General features: G+C 36.2%; 24 protein-coding genes and 1 tRNA gene. 10 read left to right on the forward strand and 15 right to left on the reverse strand.

The genetic code is table 11. The features are described from left to right. The first annotated feature begins 2 nt into the window (after positions 1 to 2). A complete protein-coding gene (locus tag ABH966_RS02705; RefSeq protein ID WP_370075503.1) occupies positions 3 to 479 on the forward strand; it encodes a helical membrane plugin domain-containing protein in 477 nt (158 codons plus the stop codon). A 16-nt stretch (positions 480 to 495) separates the two neighbouring features. Continuing rightward, on the forward strand, positions 496 to 1,542 hold the full coding sequence (locus tag ABH966_RS02710) for an Mrp/NBP35 family ATP-binding protein (RefSeq protein WP_370075505.1): 1,047 nt from the start codon (positions 496 to 498) through the stop codon (positions 1,540 to 1,542). Positions 1,543 to 1,724: 182 nt separating this feature from the next. Here ABH966_RS02710 and ABH966_RS02715 read toward each other — a convergent pair whose 3' ends face one another. Beyond that, entirely contained in the window at positions 1,725 to 2,012 is a 288-nt protein-coding gene (locus ABH966_RS02715) for a hypothetical protein (protein ID WP_370075507.1), read from the reverse strand. Positions 2,013 to 2,393: 381 nt separating this feature from the next. Between ABH966_RS02715 and ABH966_RS02720 the strand changes: the two genes are divergently transcribed. Continuing rightward, positions 2,394 to 3,338 (forward strand): tetratricopeptide repeat protein, encoded by a 945-nt coding sequence (locus ABH966_RS02720; RefSeq protein WP_370075509.1) that lies wholly within the window; start codon positions 2,394 to 2,396, stop codon positions 3,336 to 3,338. Between the two features lie 486 nt (positions 3,339 to 3,824). Here the strand turns inward: ABH966_RS02720 and ABH966_RS02725 are convergent, their stop codons facing one another. From ABH966_RS02725 to ABH966_RS02740, 4 genes are all read right to left on the reverse strand, one after another. Then, positions 3,825 to 4,025, reverse strand: a complete 201-nt coding sequence (locus tag ABH966_RS02725; RefSeq protein ID WP_370075511.1) for a hypothetical protein — start codon at positions 4,023 to 4,025, stop codon at positions 3,825 to 3,827. Between the two features lie 326 nt (positions 4,026 to 4,351). Then, on the reverse strand, positions 4,352 to 5,227 hold the full coding sequence (locus ABH966_RS02730) for an alpha/beta hydrolase (RefSeq protein WP_370075513.1): 876 nt from the start codon (positions 5,225 to 5,227) through the stop codon (positions 4,352 to 4,354). Positions 5,228 to 5,545: 318 nt separating this feature from the next. Then, a complete protein-coding gene (locus ABH966_RS02735) occupies positions 5,546 to 6,889 on the reverse strand; it encodes a lysozyme inhibitor LprI family protein (protein WP_370075515.1) in 1,344 nt (447 codons plus the stop codon). 852 nt (positions 6,890 to 7,741) lie between these two features. Beyond that, positions 7,742 to 8,083 carry a hypothetical protein gene (locus ABH966_RS02740; protein ID WP_370075517.1) on the reverse strand — a complete coding sequence of 114 codons (342 nt, stop codon included), beginning with the start codon at positions 8,081 to 8,083 and terminating at the stop codon, positions 7,742 to 7,744. Between the two features lie 168 nt (positions 8,084 to 8,251). On the opposite strand from ABH966_RS02740, the gene ABH966_RS02745 reads away from it, so the two are divergent. From ABH966_RS02745 to ABH966_RS02760, 4 genes are all read left to right on the forward strand, one after another. After that, positions 8,252 to 8,464 (forward strand): helix-turn-helix transcriptional regulator, encoded by a 213-nt coding sequence (locus ABH966_RS02745; protein WP_024364944.1) that lies wholly within the window; start codon positions 8,252 to 8,254, stop codon positions 8,462 to 8,464. An 89-nt stretch (positions 8,465 to 8,553) separates the two neighbouring features. Beyond that, positions 8,554 to 9,153 (forward strand): hypothetical protein, encoded by a 600-nt coding sequence (locus tag ABH966_RS02750; RefSeq protein ID WP_370075519.1) that lies wholly within the window; start codon positions 8,554 to 8,556, stop codon positions 9,151 to 9,153. Positions 9,154 to 9,407: 254 nt separating this feature from the next. Beyond that, the gene (locus ABH966_RS02755) at positions 9,408 to 10,013 is read left to right on the forward strand and encodes a DUF4879 domain-containing protein (RefSeq protein WP_370075521.1); all 606 of its coding nucleotides are present in this window, start codon (positions 9,408 to 9,410) and stop codon (positions 10,011 to 10,013) included. 35 nt (positions 10,014 to 10,048) lie between these two features. Continuing rightward, positions 10,049 to 10,390, forward strand: coding sequence for a hypothetical protein (locus ABH966_RS02760; RefSeq protein WP_053592712.1), 342 nt, complete (start codon positions 10,049 to 10,051; stop codon positions 10,388 to 10,390). A gap of 441 nt (positions 10,391 to 10,831) precedes the next feature. Here the strand turns inward: ABH966_RS02760 and ABH966_RS02765 are convergent, their stop codons facing one another. After that, entirely contained in the window at positions 10,832 to 11,053 is a 222-nt protein-coding gene (locus ABH966_RS02765; protein WP_370075523.1) for a hypothetical protein, read from the reverse strand. Positions 11,054 to 11,330: 277 nt separating this feature from the next. Continuing rightward, positions 11,331 to 11,513, reverse strand: a complete 183-nt coding sequence (locus ABH966_RS02770; RefSeq protein ID WP_370075525.1) for a hypothetical protein — start codon at positions 11,511 to 11,513, stop codon at positions 11,331 to 11,333. 298 nt (positions 11,514 to 11,811) lie between these two features. Here ABH966_RS02770 and ABH966_RS02775 point away from each other — a divergent pair, with 298 nt between their 5' ends. Then, the gene (locus ABH966_RS02775) at positions 11,812 to 12,240 is read left to right on the forward strand and encodes a hypothetical protein (protein WP_370075527.1); all 429 of its coding nucleotides are present in this window, start codon (positions 11,812 to 11,814) and stop codon (positions 12,238 to 12,240) included. A gap of 165 nt (positions 12,241 to 12,405) precedes the next feature. On the opposite strand, the gene ABH966_RS02780 is transcribed toward ABH966_RS02775, so the two are convergent. Both ABH966_RS02780 and ABH966_RS02785 read right to left on the reverse strand, forming a co-directional pair. Then, a complete protein-coding gene (locus tag ABH966_RS02780; protein ID WP_370075529.1) occupies positions 12,406 to 12,633 on the reverse strand; it encodes a hypothetical protein in 228 nt (75 codons plus the stop codon). Next, complete coding sequence (locus ABH966_RS02785) at positions 12,630 to 13,103, reverse strand: hypothetical protein (RefSeq protein WP_370075530.1); 474 nt, start codon at positions 13,101 to 13,103, stop codon at positions 12,630 to 12,632. Before ABH966_RS02785 ends, ABH966_RS02780 begins: the two co-directional genes overlap by 4 nt. A 150-nt stretch (positions 13,104 to 13,253) precedes the next feature. Here ABH966_RS02785 and ABH966_RS02790 point away from each other — a divergent pair, with 150 nt between their 5' ends. After that, a complete protein-coding gene (locus tag ABH966_RS02790; protein WP_370075532.1) occupies positions 13,254 to 13,469 on the forward strand; it encodes a helix-turn-helix domain-containing protein in 216 nt (71 codons plus the stop codon). A 24-nt stretch (positions 13,470 to 13,493) separates the two neighbouring features. Here ABH966_RS02790 and ABH966_RS02795 read toward each other — a convergent pair whose 3' ends face one another. From ABH966_RS02795 to ABH966_RS02805, 3 genes are all read right to left on the reverse strand, one after another. After that, positions 13,494 to 13,853, reverse strand: coding sequence for a hypothetical protein (locus tag ABH966_RS02795; RefSeq protein ID WP_370075534.1), 360 nt, complete (start codon positions 13,851 to 13,853; stop codon positions 13,494 to 13,496). 687 nt (positions 13,854 to 14,540) lie between these two features. Next, positions 14,541 to 15,533: a tyrosine-type recombinase/integrase gene (locus ABH966_RS02800; protein WP_370075536.1), complete on the reverse strand. Its 993-nt coding sequence runs from the start codon at positions 15,531 to 15,533 to the stop codon at positions 14,541 to 14,543. Positions 15,534 to 15,655: 122 nt separating this feature from the next. Then, a tRNA-Arg gene (locus tag ABH966_RS02805) sits at positions 15,656 to 15,729 on the reverse strand. 201 nt (positions 15,730 to 15,930) lie between these two features. Between ABH966_RS02805 and ABH966_RS02810 the strand changes: the two genes are divergently transcribed. Then, entirely contained in the window at positions 15,931 to 16,677 is a 747-nt protein-coding gene (locus ABH966_RS02810; protein WP_370075538.1) for a glucose 1-dehydrogenase, read from the forward strand. Between the two features lie 43 nt (positions 16,678 to 16,720). Here ABH966_RS02810 and ABH966_RS02815 read toward each other — a convergent pair whose 3' ends face one another. The 3 genes from ABH966_RS02815 to ABH966_RS02825 all read right to left on the reverse strand — a co-directional run bounded on the left by ABH966_RS02815 (position 16,721) and on the right by ABH966_RS02825 (position 19,683). After that, positions 16,721 to 17,422: a YqjF family protein gene (locus ABH966_RS02815; protein ID WP_370075540.1), complete on the reverse strand. Its 702-nt coding sequence runs from the start codon at positions 17,420 to 17,422 to the stop codon at positions 16,721 to 16,723. 61 nt (positions 17,423 to 17,483) lie between these two features. Beyond that, positions 17,484 to 17,657 carry a DUF2639 domain-containing protein gene (locus ABH966_RS02820; protein ID WP_370075542.1) on the reverse strand — a complete coding sequence of 58 codons (174 nt, stop codon included), beginning with the start codon at positions 17,655 to 17,657 and terminating at the stop codon, positions 17,484 to 17,486. Between the two features lie 565 nt (positions 17,658 to 18,222). Further along, on the reverse strand, positions 18,223 to 19,683 hold the full coding sequence (locus tag ABH966_RS02825) for a protein adenylyltransferase SelO (protein ID WP_370075544.1): 1,461 nt from the start codon (positions 19,681 to 19,683) through the stop codon (positions 18,223 to 18,225). Positions 19,684 to 19,706: the final 23 nt, after the last annotated feature.

Consider the following 19,706-nt stretch of genomic DNA (forward strand, 5'->3'; position numbering starts at 1 on the left):
TCATGGCTGCACCAATTACGACAATTCAAAAAACACAAGTAACAGAAGAGCAACTAAAGGAAGAAAAGTTAGAGAATTTAAAGCAACTTCTTTCTGAGAATGAAGAAATGGTGAATCAGGTCTTTACGATCATGGCAGAATTAAATGATATTGGAGCGCTAGAGGCAGCTACGAAACTACTTGAAGCAAAAGAGGATGTTGCACATATCGCTCTTGGTCAATTAACGCGTAAGCCTGTTACGAATATCATCAACAACTTAATGGGTGTTGCAGGAGCATTAACCGAATTGAATCCAGAAACAACAACAAAGCTTGTTGAAGGCTTAAATACCGGCTTAGATGAAGCGAACAAAGCCGTTGAATCGGATGAAAAAGTTAGCGCCTTTAAGTTATTCAAAATGTTAAACGATCCTGATGTCAATCGTGCTGTAAACTTTGGCGTTCACTTCTTAAAAGGGCTTGGCAAAGGCCTAAAATAGGAAGGTGGTTTCTAATATGCTAACGAACGAACACATTTTAAAAACTTTGCAAAAAATCGATGACCCAGAGCTTCATAAAAGCATCGTTGACTTGAATATGGTACGCAATATTCAAGTCAACGGTACGGATATCTCACTTGATATTATCTTGACTATTCAAGGATGTCCTCTGAAAGCCAAAATCCAACAAGATGTTGAAGAAGCGTTGAAAGCAATCGGCGCATCAAATGTCTCCATTACATTTGGTTCTATGACAGATGACGAACGTCGTAGTTTAACAGCTTCTTTAAAATCAGAAAAAGTTACGGATAAAGGTATGCCTAAAATGCTTCTACCCGATTCTGGTGTCAAATTTATAGCAGTTACTAGTGGTAAAGGTGGCGTCGGTAAATCTACCGTGACGATTAACTTAGCAGTAGCTCTTGCCCGTCTTGGAAAACGTGTAGGTATTTTAGATGCCGACATATATGGATTCAGTATTCCTGCCATGATGAAGATTCAACAAAAGCCAACAATGATAGACCAAACAGCTATTCCAGTAATAAGTCATGGTGTAAAAATCATGTCGATGGGCTTTTTCACAAACGAAAACCAACCTGTCATGTGGCGTGGCCCAATGCTCAACAAATGGATTCGTAATTTCCTTGTTAATACACATTGGGATGAATTAGATTATCTCCTTATAGATTTACCACCTGGTACAGGAGATGTAGCCATTGATATGGCAGCAATGATTCCACAAGCACAAGAAATTATTGTAACAACACCACACCTTGCAGCTTCTCATGTTGCTTCTCGTGCGGGTCTGATGGCTCAACATACGAACCACACGATTCTTGGTGTTGTTGAAAACATGGCTTACTTTGAAAATTCAAATGGTGAAAAGAACTATCTATTCGGTCAAGGTGGCGCAGAAAAATTAGCAGATGAGCTTCAGACAAGTATCATCGCTCAAATTCCATTTGCGCAACCTGAGGAAAATACAGGTTCTTCCGTTTATGACGAAGACTCCATTATCGGTGAGGTATTTACCCACCTTGCAGAAGATATGATGTATCAATAAAGTGAAACTTTCATCAGTGGGCGGGTTTCTTCATCCCCCTACTTACCCATCAGGCTTTTGCAGGCAGTTAATCTCTCGCCTAAGAGCATGATAAAACACAAAAATCCTTGTCTCGTTTAACACGAGACAAGGATTTTTTAATGGAGCCATGTTCAAATTTGAAACACTCCCCTATATGTAATTCAATAACCAGCCTTTTTTAAAACCTGCATAAAATAAAAACGGTACGTATTTGTAACAAAAGAATCCAAAGGCAGCCCAACATTTAATTGATACTTTGTAAAAATAAAATAAAAACGCTTATCCCATTTTAACCGTAATAATTCCCCAGCATCTTCACCGTATTTCTCCGTAAATTCCTCAATTAAAGGTTCAATCATATAGTAGCAATAGTCTTTTAAGTTTGCGAGGGCCTCTATATCTTTCTCCTTTTGAAAACGTGTAATCCAATCTTCTAGTTGTTCATTCATGTTAAAATCCATCTCTCTTTTTTGAGTTTCTTCCTATTATATTATAACTCTTTTTATAGGTTTTCGCTTCTTTCGTTTCTTAGATATTTTGTTTTGGGTTGATAAAATAATGAGCTTTAAATCTATTCAACATTTGAGATGCTCACCTAATGAATAATAACTTGTTGATTAGATTGTATCCCCTTTTTCTGTAAAAAAACTTTTCATCATTGGGTTGGGAGTCCGAAAACTCATGAATGTTTTATTGTTATGTCAAAAAGTCAAATAGATTTTTGAATATCAAAATAGCTAATAATATGAAGTGTTAATAAGGATTTTTTTACTACGAAAGTTGAGTTATAATAAAAAGGTTATAGGTCTTTTAATAAAAGGAGTAATTACATGGCTGGAAAACAAATTAACCCAATATTAATTCAAGCATTAACAAATCAAGAAATCACTGAAATCCCATCATCCCCTACGTTCAAGTATTTAGGCGGGACATATGTAAAGTCAGTCGTCGATAATTTTAAAAAAGTAATGACTCAGCATGAAAAAAATGAAATCATGATGACTTGCAAAAGCTGTAACAAATCAGGCAAATATAATATTGGAACCATGTTCATCAAAGTTCCTACAAATAACCAAAATATACAGAAACCAGAACAACAGTACACTGGGTATTTCCGTTGTAAGCATTGCAATACTGCTGGACAGTGGGAAGAGTCGTCAGAGCTATATATGTTTAGCATTGCAGCTCTATTGGCACCCGATAACGAAAATAACTCTGTTCAATTTGGTGAAATGCAACTTTTTGATGGCACTTCACCAAAATATGCTACAGATGGAGAAGAACATCTCTTACATTTAATTTCCTCTTCACCAAGCAACGCTTTATTATGGAATAAACTAGGTAATTTATACATTACTGGTGCGAGACCTGAACTTGCAATAGCAGCTTTTGAAAAATCTATTGCTATCGATCCAAATCAAATAGAGTCACACCTGTCTATTGCCAATATTCTTAAAGACATTAAGGATTATCAACATACTATTCATCATTTGCATCAGATGATGTTATCCGCAGAGCATTATGAGCATCTTAATGCAAATCGTTTAAGAGAATTATTAGCGTACGGAATTTGCACAAGTTTCATCACTTCGGTTGAATCAAAACAGAAATATTCACCGCTTCCTACAAAAGAGCAAGTAATGTCAGCTGATAGAGAAATTAATCTAGCTACTGAAGAACTCCTTCAAGGTATTGAATTATATTCTGATGACGTAACTTCATTTTATCCGCTCGCCGAAGCATTTATGGGAAAACGAGCTCAAGAGTTAAATTAGAAGATACTATTAATTATACTAAAAGTTCCAGCTGGGGCTTTGCCGCTGACGCGCAGAGCAAAGCTTCCCGGAGACGTTCGATGAGCCGCTTGTCTTTCCATTTTCTATCCTTGTCAAACGTATTCTTAAAAAAGGTAAAGCGCCTCATTCCCTTCCTGTTTCCATTCGTTGTAGGAAAAATAAAAGTAACTCATTTTATCTCCCTGCCATACCGATAACGCAATAACAGAACTTAGTATGGCTGCAGGTGGGAATCAAAAATGTACATGGTTAAACGAGCGTTTTTGTACATACTAATAAGCGCATTTATACTCAATCAATCCTGTTGCTCCAGAAGTGGTTAACTTGCTAGTTTTGTTCCAGGTAACTTTTCAATAATGCTTAATTCAACCAATTTTGAAACTAAAGGGATTAAATTTATGAAACAGCTCAATCATTAATGTAATAAATTCTTTTAACTAGTGGATGTTAAAAATAGACATTCAGTTAATTTATGAGCCTTTGGTTATATTCAATCCACTTTTCCATTTCTCTCTCTACAGCTCGATTTTGCCATTCAAACCAAATACCTGAACACTCACTACAGTGACTATCTACTCCACTTTTTTTATGCATATCTTTACGTGTAAATACAGTTTTTTTACGACAGCTGTAGCAGTAAATTTCTAACTCTTTATCAAATTCCATAACGATCAACTCCAACATTTTTACACATATTTCTTTCCCTTTTTTATATAAATTATTCTAATTTACAAAAGAAACATCACGGATGGGTCAGAACTTCAAAATTTATTAACCCAATAGAGGTTAAGTGCTATAAAATACATTTTTCCGGAAGTTGATCTAATCACATTAAGAATGAACAAGATGAAAAAAAGTGCTTTAAATCCTTGAAACAAAGGATTTAAAGCACTTTTCAGTGATTCTAACTTGGTTCTTTTTGATCCTCACGAATAGGTCTTCTTATGATTTATTAAAGCTAATCATTAACTTAATCCTGCTTACAGCAGTATTCAATCGCGACCTGCCTCGTAAAACTTCTGTGCCACCATAGCCGGCCTTGTACGTGTGTCGGTAAAGTGGTCACCGTCACCTACAATCAGGCGGAACTGCCCGAGTCGTCTGGACATATTCGGATGCCAGCCGTAATTCTCTCCTCGTGGCAATGCGTTGTCTTGGTAGAAATAGACATAGCTTTTGGGCGTAGGTAGCAAGTAGAACGTTTTAAGATCCAGTTTCTCAAAAAGCGGCTTAGCCGGTTCTGGCGTAACGCTTTCATACATCCGTTTAGCTTCCTCTAAAGAGGCCGTATTAAAGAACGAATCCCGAAACAGGGAAAACGGCATAAAAATCGTATCGTCGTTCGAGCTGGCTCTGAGCTGTTCAAAACCTTGTATCATTTGGGGCGAGAATTCGTCAGCAACTGATTCCCCGTCTTTCAGTACGAACGCGTCCCAGAAGACAAGTCGCTTTATGCGATCCGGAACCTGTTCTGCAACCGTTTGAATGACTGATCCTCCGAAACTGTGCCCGACAAGAACAAAGTTACGTAGATTCCATTTCGTTATAAAATCAACGACGGACTTCGTAATCATCGCATGCGTGACATTTTTATACGGATCTTCGCCATGACCTGCGTATTCAGGTGTATAGACGTCATGCCCCCGACTGCGCAACTCTGCAGCTACTCCATCCCAGAAGTGAGCATCAGCCCAAGCACCATGCACTAGCACGAAAGTAAGCCGTTGCTGTGAGGGTAAATGGTGCCTTTCATCAAATTCAATGGCACTATTGCTCCAGGGCGACCATCCATCAGAATAAGGTGAGTAATAAAAACTACTGGGCATAGACCTATAATCGGGATAGTGAAATTGAGGATAAGGAAACATGAACAAGCACCCTTTCATTTCGACATATATTATCAGCTTATGCCCAGTGTATTTGAGAGGTTCCCACAGTCAAATCTTCTAAATGTTGTACAGCTACGTTCATGGCAGCAATCCTTTCCTCGAGATTGCTTTAGGTTCCACTCTGGATGCTTTATAATGTTTTCACTCGAGTTTTCTAAACAATCTATAAAAGAGCTTCCCCATAATTTATGGGAAAGCCTTTAGATTACTCCATGCTGGCGCACTAAAATAAGAGAACAAATCTTTTCACTATTTTTTTATAGAGTAGATTATTTAATTTGATAATATGAAATTTAATTAGCGCGTTAAGGTATATTCTCGTGTTCCATCAAACGATGTAAGACCCTCACCGTTAACAGTACGCGTTAGCATAATTTTATTATCTTTTAATTGTATCGTTCCGCTACCAGGGGCATCTGCATAACCGTCATGAAATGAAAATTCTGCATATCCCTGATTGTTCAATGATACAGTTACGGAATAGTCATCAATTTGACGGCTTTTCTGAGTGTATTCAAAAACATTAACAATATACTGATTATCTTTTATACTAAAATTTAAAGACATACCACCATTTTCTACAACATTACTATTACTCTTCCATTCTCCTACGTACTTATCAAAGTTGGTTGTAACTATTGGTGCTTGCTTGGTAGATGTTCGCTCTTCATTTTTTGACAAATAAAGCTTCACAAACTCATAGGAACGAGCTCTCGTGTATTCTACAAGCTTACTTGCTTTATCTATACTTTCCATCGCCCCACCTTCATTTTCTAGACCTGCCTCTTCTACTGCTAAATCTCTCTCTTTAATCCATTTCCGTTGAACCAAGCGGAGTTCATTAAATTCTTCAGTCGGGATGCTCATTTTAATATCCCCATAAAGCTCATTTAACAAATTATCCCACGCAATATATTTTTGATTTAACTCTTCTAAAATATCCGATGTGACTCCTGAATTACCCTTTGTATATGTTGCTACTAGGTTCTCAACATTAATTAATTTTTGCTTGTATGGATTAGTGGTTTCAATAGCTTGTACTTCTTCTGGGACTGTCTTTTCTTCTACTGATTTTTCTACTATCTTATTTCCACGTATATAATCATGTAACTTCCATGCACCATCTTCGTACATTAATTCGCTAATGTCTTCTCGTACGAAGTCGGATATAACATCATCAATATCTGCTATTACCTGTATATGATTGATCCCTTTTGTTTTTACTTCAATTTTAGTATATAGTGGTGCGCCCGGTAGGAATGTATTTTCACATCCGTAACATAGTCCGTATATAGTCGTTTTTAATTTACCTTCAACAAACTGTTTTGTAACATATTGACGTAGAGTTGGGGTCATCTCCTTATAAATTTCTTCGTTCATACCAATCCTAGCGACATCATACTTTGCATCCATTTCCCCAGATATTTCAAAAATAGATTTTGTAATCACAGCTAGTAAAGTTTTTATTTCTTCTACAGTTGGTTCCACAATTGCTTCTTTTTCTATTGTGGTTTTCTCCTTAGTTGGTGCTTCTTCTTTTATATTTTCTTTTGAATCACTGGAAAATACAAATGCAATTCCTATACAAGTAATCACAAATATAACACTACCAGCAAAAATCCAATATTTATTAATGTTCATCATTTTATCTCTCCTATTTAACACGATAAAACAACATTCTATTAAAGAATTACGGTAAAGGGCCACTTTTAATAAGGTGAATATTTCAGTTAAATAGAAGGAGAACTATCTAGTTTGCGCTGAAAGAAACTCCTATTGGGTAAACTGCATGATCAAAAATCCACCCTAAATCTTCTGAAATAATGCTCATTTCCCTCGAGAATATTAGTTATAATCTTCTAATCTCGTCTTTTATAGATTCCATTTCTCTTCTAGTTGATTTTAAATTATATATCATTTCTTTATTTTGATTTAGAAACTCTTCGTTTTGTAATAATATAGTACATTCATTTAAATTTAGGGCTGAGCCCTTTCTTAAATACTTAATATTTTTTGTATGATATGTAGTATTTATCCAAATCCCTTTTTTCATAGCTCTGTAAGTAACCCATTACTAGGTTTTTTTCAAACTTTTAAAATACTCCCAACTTAATCGTTTAAAAAAAACTTCAATTTACCGATTACGATAACTACTCCAATTACCAAAAATAAAAACTTTGTAAAGTTACTTATATATCCGTTTATCGTTTCAATTTTTATAGGTGCAGCATATTCCGCGTAAAATTCGCTTCTTTTTTCTACCAGGTTACAATTTAAGTAGGATAAAACCACCATTCTTTCCCAACCAAATACTTAAAATAATACTATAAATAACACAAAAATACTATATTAAAACACAAACATAATAAATTTTGAAATAGCTCGGTAAACTGTCTTTGTGTTGATCTCCATTGATGCAGCGATGGTATTCGCTTTTAAGTGACAAACTCCTGGATACTCTAATGAATGAGAAGTTAACTTGAAAACGATAGCTCATTCTGATTCTGTTGGGTCATAGTAATGTAAAGTCATGTGGTCCTCCACACTCTTATCCATATCTGCTATTGTGTCGAATGTTGCGTATTGTGCTAGATATTCAAATGCCACCGTTTTCACCTCACTCTCTTGGTCCTTGTACCAATTATTTAAACTTTCTTCTACAGCTGCTAATCCTTCGTTTACGATACCCAATAGTTTAGTTGCAAACTCGACAACTTCACTGGATTCGCCGTACTTGATAGTTCCTTTCAAGTAACCTTTTACGGTAGATAATACGAGTGTTTGCTCTAATAAATAGTTAGAACGTTCTTGCTCGAGTTTGAAATAATTGTTCAAATCCCCTTCATAATTAATTAGTTATATTTTTTCCTTATTGAATTAAATATATATCCAATAGGTTATAATAGCGAGTATTTTTCATAACTTTTTGGATATATTTATTTCAAATATGGATTGATTCATATATAATTAGAGGCATGAGTATAACTGATAGGAGGGAAAGCAATGAATGAAATGGGTGAAAAAATTCGTATTGCACTTATTAAAAGAGGCATGACATTGACGCAACTTGCTGAAAAGCTTGAAGTATCTCAACCCAACTTATCGAAGAAGTTAAAACGAAATAATTTTAATGAAGAAGAACTACGAAAGATCGCTGAATTGTTGGATATGAAGTTTGAGGCGCATTTTGTAATGGAAGACGGTACGAAGATTTAAAACAGATAACTAAATAAGGTTGTCTGTTTTTTATATGTACTTTTTACTCAAAATTACCTAGAATGGTAATATAGAGGGAGGAATTACAAATGAAAAAATTATTCTACATAGGAGCCATGTCTGTATTATTACTTTCTGCTTGTGGCGTAGATAAAGCTGAAGATACTGATAGTGCTCAGGAAGAATCAGCTAAAGCGAAAGAGAAAGAGGCTGAACAAGCTAAAAAAGAAGATAAAGCTAAATCAAAAGAAGAAAAGAAAAATGCTAATAACAATGACGATCTTGCCGATAAAGCAAAAAAAATCATAACAGATAAACTTGGTAAAAAGAATAATCAAAAGAAGGATACTGTCAAGAGCTATGCTGTTACTAATGAAGATAACGGCAAAGGATTTATTATTGAATTAAATGCCAACGAAAACTTTTCAGTAAATATGACTAAAAAAGGCATGTGGATGGATTCGAAAAAAATTCTTGAGCCACTTAGTAAAATGAATAATTTCGAAAAAATTATCGTGCATTGGTATTACCCACTTGTTGATACTTACGGAAATGAAAAAGATGTATTAGTAATGTCATTCGACATCGACAAAACTACTTTAAATAAAATTAAATGGGATAATTTCTTAACTGATAATGTTCCGAATGTAGTTAATAATTACTTTGAGCATCAAGCTTTGAAAAATTAGTCACTCAAATGAGTGGCTTTTTTCTTTCGATATAGAAATCATTTGATTTATATTTCACATGATTTAAAAGTAATTCTACAACCTGTGTTTCATCAAATATAGTTTCATGTTTTCCAACTTAAATACTACCATTTAATAGAACAGTGAAATGTTAAATTTATTAATTAATACAAATTAAGGAAATTTATTAACATATTTACATTTGAACCGATAATATCCTTGTAACACAAAAAAATCAAAAAGGAGATGTACATATGAAAAAATATTTACTAGCTGTTGGAATTTTAACAAGTGGGTTGTTGGGACTAAATACAGCTGAAGCTTCAGAAATAGAAAAAGATACGATTGAAGCAGATCCATTAATTGAAAAGCTAAAAACAGAACACCCTGATTGGACTATTACACAGGTAACTTCAGATGAGGCTGCTAAAGTTAAAGAAGAATTAAAAAATAGTCCAGTTCTAAGAGGTCCAGCAGCACCATTAACAGCTCTTTATATTGACAAAGTAGTATCTCAAGTTGGAACAATCAATGAACGTACTGAGAATATTGGCTTGCAGCAAACTTCTCATGCAGTTTCAGGCACTGTTTCTGTAGCAGTTATGGAAGTTGGTTATGGAAATGACAATCAATGGTTAGATGATGAGCGTATTACTTATCAAAATCGTGATTATAAAATTAATGTAGCTAATATAGATACAAATAATGACAGAATTATAGATGCGTTTTATCATACAGTAACTTTTAATTCAGACTTAAAAATCTCAAGTGGAACTTCTGCATTATATAAGTTTAATTCTACTTCACAAAATTACCCTTGGAACACCATTGAAAGAACTATAAATATTCCACATTTATAATTCAAGAATCCATTGAAGAGAGGTGTATTTTAAAAATGGTTTCTATGGAAGATTTGAGTATAAGGTTAACTATCCTTCAAGGAGCTTACGGATATAAAGGTTTTACTGAACAAGTTGGCGAGAATATGTATAAAACTGATTTGAAAGCTTTTCAAGAAACAATAGAAAATGCAAAAGAACCTATTGATGCTAGTAAAGTTTCAAAGTTATCATCTGATCAAATTAAAGTGTTACAAGGTGCCCCAAGTGGTAGTTGGTTAGTTCCTTTATTGAATAGAATGGGACAATTAGGGATGATTGATTTGCGAGAGGGTCTAGTAAACCCTAAATTATTCCAATATACTTCGACAATAAATGCTTATAAACGATCGATTTAAGACATTTTAACGGAAACACAAAAACCCAGGACTCAAAATTAATTGAGTACCTGGGCATTTTGTTCAAAATACGATTTTTTTAGAACTTATGTAGCTCTATAAAGAAGATTGTTTGCATTTTCTGTAGCAAAAACAGATTACAGTGTTGTGTCACAGTTAATAAACAACAACTTCAAAAGATATATACATACCATTTGTGTAATGTTCATGAACGACAGCTGTTCCACTTTTATATCGTTATAAGTGTTTATCAACAGATATCATTTTTGCGATTAGCAAAAATAGAAGTATGAGCGTTAGCGAATGCTTCGTAAAGAACTCTACGGCTCATTTCATTCGCCTATCGCTGCCAGCAAACTGTCATCGATGATAAGCACTTTTTATATACCTCTCTTTAAGGACGACACCTCATAAACGTTGATATGGTGCGGTTTATGACGGTCAATAAGCACTTTTTATTTCGGATAAGTGTTGCGGTTGAGGTCGTCGTGAACTTCGGGCGAGAATTTCATCGATAAGATGTGATCTTTCAAATATAAAGACGAGTTTGCCCTGCCTATGTCGACTTGGCTCCATTTTGATTAAGGCTTGTCCAGCATCGATGATTTTCTGTGCTACTTGGCGAGAATGGATTACGATAAATTTTTCGTTTTTCGCTTGCATTGTTGTTCAACCTCCTGTATAATGACATTATAAAATGAAATATGATAATATAGGTTTAGTCTACACAAAAACAGACGCACCAACTTTTATCATATCGTCAGCACTTGCGGAATGTAAAGTGCTTTTTTGCATTTTTTTAAACTTTTTTCCTTCTATTACATATACCCGCACTCGATTAACATTTCGGACATGATTTCGCAAACTTTCATCTACTATATATTGCACACTAAAACGTCCTATTTCGGGACAACTTTTAGGAAAAATTTATTCCTCCTAATTAAATTGCGTTCATCATTAATTCCATTTCGGACACTGCATAAATAACGTTCTGCACCGTTAAGGCGTCTCCCATGAATACGTAAAGAGCGCCTTGACCTTCGCTGTAATATGCGTCAGTTTTACGTCCAGTCTGCTCGAGTATCTTCCGTTGAATATTTACAATGTCCGCTGCGATATTCATTCCGTTCAATCCTCCTTATAATTCCATTTGATTTAGCGTCGAAGCGCTTTTGATGATAATTACACCAACTTATGATTTAAAACCGTTTTTAGCCACGGCTATAAAGGCGAAATGAAGGCGCTAAACTCCTCTACTATCTGTACCCGAACAACACCCCGTTTTCGGACCTCTTTAATAATATTTAATGGAATAATAATCCTGTTTACCTTGATAAGAATAAAACGATAAAATATGTTGTGCAAACTTTAAATTTGCTACAAGGAAATATTCAAACAGTTATACATAGGAAGTGAAGAATTTGTATTATACAGTACTCTTAGTAGGATTGTTACTTACTCTCTTGCACGGTATATTATTAATTATTTTGTATCAAGACAAAGAATTGATATCTTTTGAAGGATTTAAGGCTCTTTTTGTTTTTTTAATAGGTGTTTTATTTTTAGTGGTGACCACACCAAGTCTAAAATCTATTATTCAAAAAGATTATGACGTTATTAGTGGAGATTGTACGATCGAGGTTAATTCAGCCGGACGCCGTGCATCAGCAACTTTTAATATGATAGATACTGATGAACAATATTACTTTAACGAAATCCCTGAACTGGATGCTTACGGTAAGTCAATTCCTTACTATTGTAAGATTGCCGTTACAAAAGACCATAAGCTTGAAATTGGTTATGAAATTTATGATGTAAAATCACGAAAATTAATATTAAAAAATGACTAGAGACGAATGCAAACGTCTCTAGTTTTTTTGGTCAATGTTGGCGCTACGATTATGTTACTAGATACTTGTTGGCGCAAGCTCTAGCGAATATTTGCCGGTCCTGTTGGCGCAGGATCAGCGTTATATATGACTCTACTAGTTGGCGCTAGTTGAGCGTTTAACTTTTCATATATTAATCGTTACACATATAAACAAAGCTATTGCGATAGAAAACGCTGTTGTACCGTAATACCATACTCTAAGTTCACCGTCTTCGCCTTCTTCACCGAAAAAGTATGCGTCTACCTGCTTCGCTGTATCTACGGCTGCTTTCGTTAGCAACTTAATGTACGCCTTCTTATATTCACGCTCAAACGACTGTGACGACGGTTTACGCGCAACTCCTTGTTTCATGCTGGAATACCCCCAATCACCAACTCCTGACCATCAACTATCAAGGCACGATAAAAGTCTGAACAAACTACATGCATATGATCGAAAATTGGAATTGTTTTAAGTGCTGTATTTGATAAACGCATTACAATCGTTCTCCATGCGCCGTTCTCTGTAGATACAGCCTCGTAATTATTTAAGTAATCACTACTATCTGCGATAACAACCTCCGTAGCTTGATCAGCTACTTTTTTCGTATACTTTGCTATTAAACGCTTGCACTTACGAATAGTGTCGTCGATCATTTCTTGTACGTATAACGGAACCGGTGTCGTAGGGACTGTATAATCCCACCGACAGTTACGTCGCTTCACAAACACTTGATAAGACGTTGAGAGTACACCTTCTTTTTCAAACGCCACAATTTGATACTCCACTGACCAAACTTCGTTGTCTGTTAACCATTTGCCTTCGTTTAACGTCGTAAACACTTTACATTCCGCCTTCCGTAGTGTCATTTTTGCACACTGTAGCGTGCTTTGTAGTTAATATAATATACACTACAGTGTGCATTATCAACATTAAATTGAAGTTATATACACTACAGTGTAATATGAAATTAAAAAGGATTGTGACTACATATGATTAAAGTACATTTATCTCGTTTATTAGGTGAGAAAAGAATGAAGATTTCTGAATTAGCGAAAGAAACTGGTTTACATAGAAATGGTCTTTCACGTTTGTATAACGAGGAAACTGATGGAATAAAGTTCGATACATTAGAGAAGGTTTGTAAAGCTTTAAATTGTGAAATTAGCGATCTCATTGAAATAGTAGACGAAGAAAAAGCGCTCTAGCATCATAGCTAGGCGCTTTCTTTATTATAGTGAGCTTTCTATTAATTGAATCATTTCCGCGTGATGCTTATCTAGTTTCTCATTAAATTCTTCCAAGAATATATCAAATGGTTTGTTAAATTCAGACGTAAAATACTCAACTACACAATCTTTTGTACAAAATTCCATTGCATGGTACTCCATAAATTCCATTGCATCCATATGAGGATCAACAATATAGAACCAAGCTTTATTACCTTCTGAATCAAATTTTACTAACGTACTGCAATTTTTACAACGCCTTGCTTTTTTGTTTACTTGTTTTAGTTCAACTATTTCATCGATTGTTACTTTTTCTACATGTTCTTTTTTATATTCTTCTACTGATTTATATCCCAAAAACATATTAATCACCCCCCTTACATTTATTATACAAATTTATATATTATTTCAAATGAATATTTTGTAATTCACACTTGACATATTTTCGTAGATTCTCAATCATGAAGCCGAGATAAGGAAAACGGCTTGGCGCAGATTTCGGTTGCCTACGTTAGAGACTCAAAAAAGAATCAACTAACATAGACAGCCGATTCCATGAATCCTCAATTAAGGTATCCGTATTGTATGCCCTTGTTTAATCGTGATCCTTTCGAATCGATACATCTACTAATCTACTTCTGCCCCCGATAGTTACACTGGATTATGATTTGTCATAAAATGCGTTATGTGATGTATCCTGCGTGACCGTAGCCACTCAGACCTTCCACTCCTAGCCGTTTAATTGGTCGCTAACACCATTCACACTCAAAGCGAAACAAGGAACACCCTATAATGAGTGCTAGTCGCTTTTGTGCAACGGTACGACGAACCTTTCCAGTATCTTTAACGTCTGTTAGTGGGCTACCAAGACGGAACGAACCTATTTTTGACAATAGGAAAGCAGACCTTTGCATTTTACGTTTTTTCCGAGTAAAATGAAGGCATATAATCGCTCATATTCAGTTATGGGTGAAACACTTATGCTGGCCGGCATATTAGTGTTAATCGTATTAAGTTAAGGTCTAGCGTTGGAGCGCTAGGCTTTTTCTTTTATCTAAATTCACGTAGCTTGTCCGCTACTTCTTCCGGATCAAGATGTAAATAACGCGCAGTTACAGCAAAGTCACTATGACCTAACGCCTTAGAAACTAACGCTAAATCTCCGTTACTACGTTTATAAATATCTTTCGCAAACCCTCTGCGTAATGCGTGCGGATTAATATTTTCGATACCATATTTTCGCTTATAGTAATTCAATCGTTTAGCAATCGCATTAGACTTAGGCGACTCGTCATTAACGATGCCTTTACCTTGATGCGTTAGAAATACGAACTTATTCTCTAATCCCTTTTCTTCACGTATAATCATGTTCTGATCGAACAAAACTTCGAATATTTTCTGCAACCGCATATCAAACGGCAATAGTATAACTTTCCGATTCTTTAAGAGTGCGCCATCAATATGGAGTAAACGATTCTCTAAATCCACATGGCGTTCTTCCAATGCTGATAATGTCGCAAGTGGGATTCCTGTTTGATACATCGTTAATATCGCAGCTGCATCCCTCAACTCGATAAAATTAGATAGGTCAAGTTGACGTAGAACGTTAAATACATCATCTTCCGTTGCACCAACTTTAATAGGCTCGTCTACGCGAATGTTGATATTTCGCCAAAACATATCGTTAAGCCAACCATTGTTAAAACACTTTCCGAGAAAAGCGCAGAAACACTTCAAACGAACGCGCTTTGTCGTATCCTTTTCTTTCATTTGCCCTAACCATTCGTATATGGCATCGGCATCTATAGCAAGCAAGTATTCAACGTCTGTCTTACGAACAAAATCATTTACGTACGTTTCATAATCGTGAATTGTACGCTCACGCAATCCGCTCGCTCGCATCTGTTTTACGATAATCTCTAACGCTTTTTCGATAGATAGCGCTGACTTCGGATTAACAACGATCGGGTTCTTGCTATCCTCCACGCTGAATATTCCGTTTAAATCCGTACCTACATTTAAGCCGTTTCTTTTTTTAGACAACGCAAAAAACCTCCTAACGTTTAGTTAGAAGGCGTTTCAATTTCCGCAGTTAGACCGCTTCATTGACCGCTATAAAACTACGCTAGAAGGTTGATTTGACGCGGTTTATACCGCAATAATGACGTCCCAGGAGGGATTCGAACCCCCGACCGACGGCTTAGAAGGCCGTTGCTCTATCCTGCTGAGCTACTGAGACATGATGTTATTTTTTTATGTAGTCCATATCAAGGACAATATTTATTATATGTGCTTTATATCATAATGTCAACATTAATTTTACTATGAAGGCAAGGTTTGCCTCATATTAATATTATATGATTTCTTGTACCCCATTATGCCCTCCTCATCTCTACTTTTCCTAAAATAATAAAAAGCAAAAAAACTGGAGGAAGCTATTATGTTTAAAGATTTGGTAGTCGTCGTAACTGGCGGTGCACAAGGGATTGGCAAAGGCATTGCGCTTGCGTATGCACGAAATGGTGCCAATGTTGTAATTGCTGATGTAAATAAAGTGTTAGGTCAGCAATTAGAAAAAGATTTACTTGAGCAAGGTTATTCTGTTCTTTTTGCTCAAACTGATGTTACGAAAGAACAGGACATCGTTTCTTTAATGCAAAAAGCGGTTGATCATTTTAGTACTATTCATATTTTAATTAATAATGCGGGGAAATTTCAACATAAATCTTTTTATGACGTAACATTAAATGAATGGAATGTTATGATTCAAACTAATCTGACGAGTGTCTTTTTGTGTTCGAGAGAGGCTGCAAAAGTTATGCGAGCTAATAACAATGGTGGCTCAATCGTTTCTATAGCCTCTACACGTGCTGAGATGTCTGAGCCCCACACCGAAGCCTATGCAGCAACAAAAGGCGGTATCGTTGCATTTACACATGCTTTAGCGCGTTCTTTAGGTCCAGATCATATTACGGTTAATTGTATTTCACCTGGTTGGATTGAAACAGGTGATTATAAACAGCTCCGTATGATTGATCACGAGCAGCATTTATCGGGGCGTGTAGGCGTACCTGAAGACATTGCACAGGCTTGCTTATATTTAACTAGCCCCACAAATAATTTCGTCACAGGCATTAATCTAACTGTTGATGGTGGGATGACAAAGAAAATGATGTATGAAGAATAAGTCAAACTACTACTAATCAACAAACAAAAGCAAACCAGATTCACTAAGCATTTTTGAATCCGGTTTCTATTTTTGGTGAATAAATTCTAGCTTGCTTACTCTTCGAATAATGAGCAATCGGTTGAATGCCTTGGACAGATTCCCTCACAAATGGAGCTAGTGTGTTGCTCTCAATGTTGATATGGACTCGTTGTAGCTGCCATGGCATATGATCTATATCTATGCGAAATAGGGAATTCTTCCACTTTGACCAAGAATGATAACGTTCTACTAACCATTTATCAAAGGTAGAACTACTTGTTTCACTGGCAATCGGTTGATATGAAATTTCCAACCTTTCATCGAGTGCACCTTGATATAAACTTGTAAAAGAGAAATTGTTCCCTATTTGTTTTAAAGCTATTTTTGAATGGCGATATGATAAACTGCCCTTTGTAGCTATTTGTACAATAAAACGATTCGTAACATCTAAGTTAAAGAAATAGATACCCTTCATGCCGTTATATGTAACATATGTCCGCACATTAAGCTGCAAATGAGTACCTACTCCTGGGAATGGTGGTAGAAATCTCAGTCGTTGTCCTTTTACTTTAAAAAGGACAGCACTAAGCCAAGCGTTATTTTCATAGAGATCCAGCTGCAACTCTTGCGGAATGTACTGTTCTAAATCCTTAGGTGATACTGGCCAATGTAGAAACAACACATCTTGCCATATTTGCGTTAAAATCCACGGTTTACTCCACATAAAATAACTCCTTTCTGTAGTTAGATTCTTTCCTACAAAGGAGTTATTCAAACGAAAATGATTATTTTTGTTCTGAATCTAATGTTTCTGTTTCAACATATCGGTAATATAAGTTGCGCAGTTCGGATTCTTTATAACTGCCTAAATGACTTTTATATTGTGGATGCACCAAAATACCATGATCTCGAAGTTGCTTCACAAACCAACCTTTTGAATACTTATGCACTTTACACATTCCCTTCACTACTATTCATAACATAGCGTATGCTCAGGAATTTATGTAGTGACATTTTTTCAAAATAAAAAAACAAAATGGGTCAAGGTAATTTTGGTGAATGTTGTTGCTATTTAAATAAGGATGATTCCGTTCCAGGCCACTCGCTTTCATACATAAGATACATACTATGTGAGTTGGTTGATTGGAGTGGAGACTGGGCGACTCCTTGGGGATTAGCAAATTGAGGAACGAAGGCTAAAACCATCACGTCCTGTAATAACGCCTTCGTGACCAACATCATGTTGGCCCGAGACCCTGGAGCCAGCAAATAGAGGAACGAAGGCTAAGAGCATCACATCCTGTGATAACGCCTTCGTGACCAACATCGTGTTGGCCCAAGCGGCTCATCGGACGCCCCCAGGAAGCTTTGCTCTGTGCGAAAGTGAAGCGTCAGCAACAAATGTTTTCTGTAGCGAAAGCAAAGCGGCAGCTACAAAGCGCTCAGTCGGAACGGAAATCAACCCCTCTTTTTTGCCAAGAGCCATACTTTATTTAATATGGCTCTATTCCCTCGTTTTTCAACTTATGTGCCACAAAACGTTCGATATGGTTGGTTAGATGGCGTTGGTAATGTCGCATATTCCTGCTGCTCCACACAATGTGCAAAAGGTTGAGCAAGCGCATCCAATAATCGCTCCATAACGCTATAGTCACCCTGCTCAACAGCAGCCTCTAATGCTTCTTCTACACGGTGATTTCGTGGAATAACTGCTGGATTATGATCGCGCATTAATTGTTGAGACATGTCTTTTGTTTCTTGCTGTCTTTCTATCCTTGCGAGCCAATTTTTATGCCATTCTTTAAATTCATTTGTATTAAATAACGGTGAGTCATCAAATTTATCGAAGGTTAATGCGATAAATGTATTCGTATAGTCAGCATGATGTTGCTGCATTAACTTTAGAAGCTCTTCAATGAGTCCCCCGTCCTGATCTTCTTCGTTAAATATCCCAAGCTTTGCCCGCATACCTGTTAGCCAGTTTGCATAATACAGCTGAGGATATTGCTTTAAAGTCTCTTGAGCTAAGTGCATAGCCTCTTCCTGATTTTCATGGATTAACGGTATTAATGATTCTGCCAGTCGTGTTAAATTCCATCCACCGATATTAGGCTGGTTCCCGTAAGCATAACGTCCCTGTCGATCAATAGAGCTAAATACTGTCGCTGGATCATACGTATCCATGAAAGCACAAGGACCATAATCAATCGTCTCTCCACTAATGGTCATATTATCTGTGTTCATGACGCCATGAATAAAACCAACTAGCTGCCATTTTGCAATGAGAGATGCTTGTTTCTTGATAACTTCCTGTAGTAGTGTTAAATAACGATTTTTAGTTTCATCAGCATTAGGAAAGTGACGTTCCAAAGCATAATCCGCCAAAGCTTTTAGCTCATCCTCAGTTCCAAAGTTCGCTGCATATTGGAAAGTTCCTACTCGCAAATGACTGCTTGCAATACGGGTTAAAACTGCACCTGGAAGTTCTGTTTCACGGATGATCGATTCTCCAGTAGTCACGACAGCTAAACTTCGAGTAGTTGGAATACCAAGTGCATGCATGGCTTCACTAATAATATATTCACGTAGCATTGGACCAAGTGCTGCTCTACCATCTCCGCCACGGGAATAAGGAGTTCTTCCTGAGCCTTTTAATGCGATATCAAAGCGTTCATGAGCTGGTGTTAGTTGTTCCCCTAATAACAGTGCTCTTCCGTCTCCGAGCATATTAAAGTGACCAAATTGATGACCTGCATAAGCTTGTGCAATGGGCATGCCACCAGTTGGATTGTTGTTACCTACAAAAACCGCTACTGCTTCCTCGCTTTGCAAAGCATCGACGTTTAATCCAAGTGAATTGGCAACTGATTCATTTACCATTATTAACTTTGGTGAACGAACTGGATTTAAATTAATTAATGAATAAAAAATGCTTGGTAGGCGAGTATAGCTATTATCAAAATTCCATCCTATTGTATTTTCCATGTTTTCTCCTTCGTTACGTTTAT

It is taken from the genome of Lysinibacillus sp. RC46 (assembly GCF_041262385.1).
Taxonomy (GTDB): domain Bacteria; phylum Bacillota; class Bacilli; order Bacillales_A; family Planococcaceae; genus Lysinibacillus.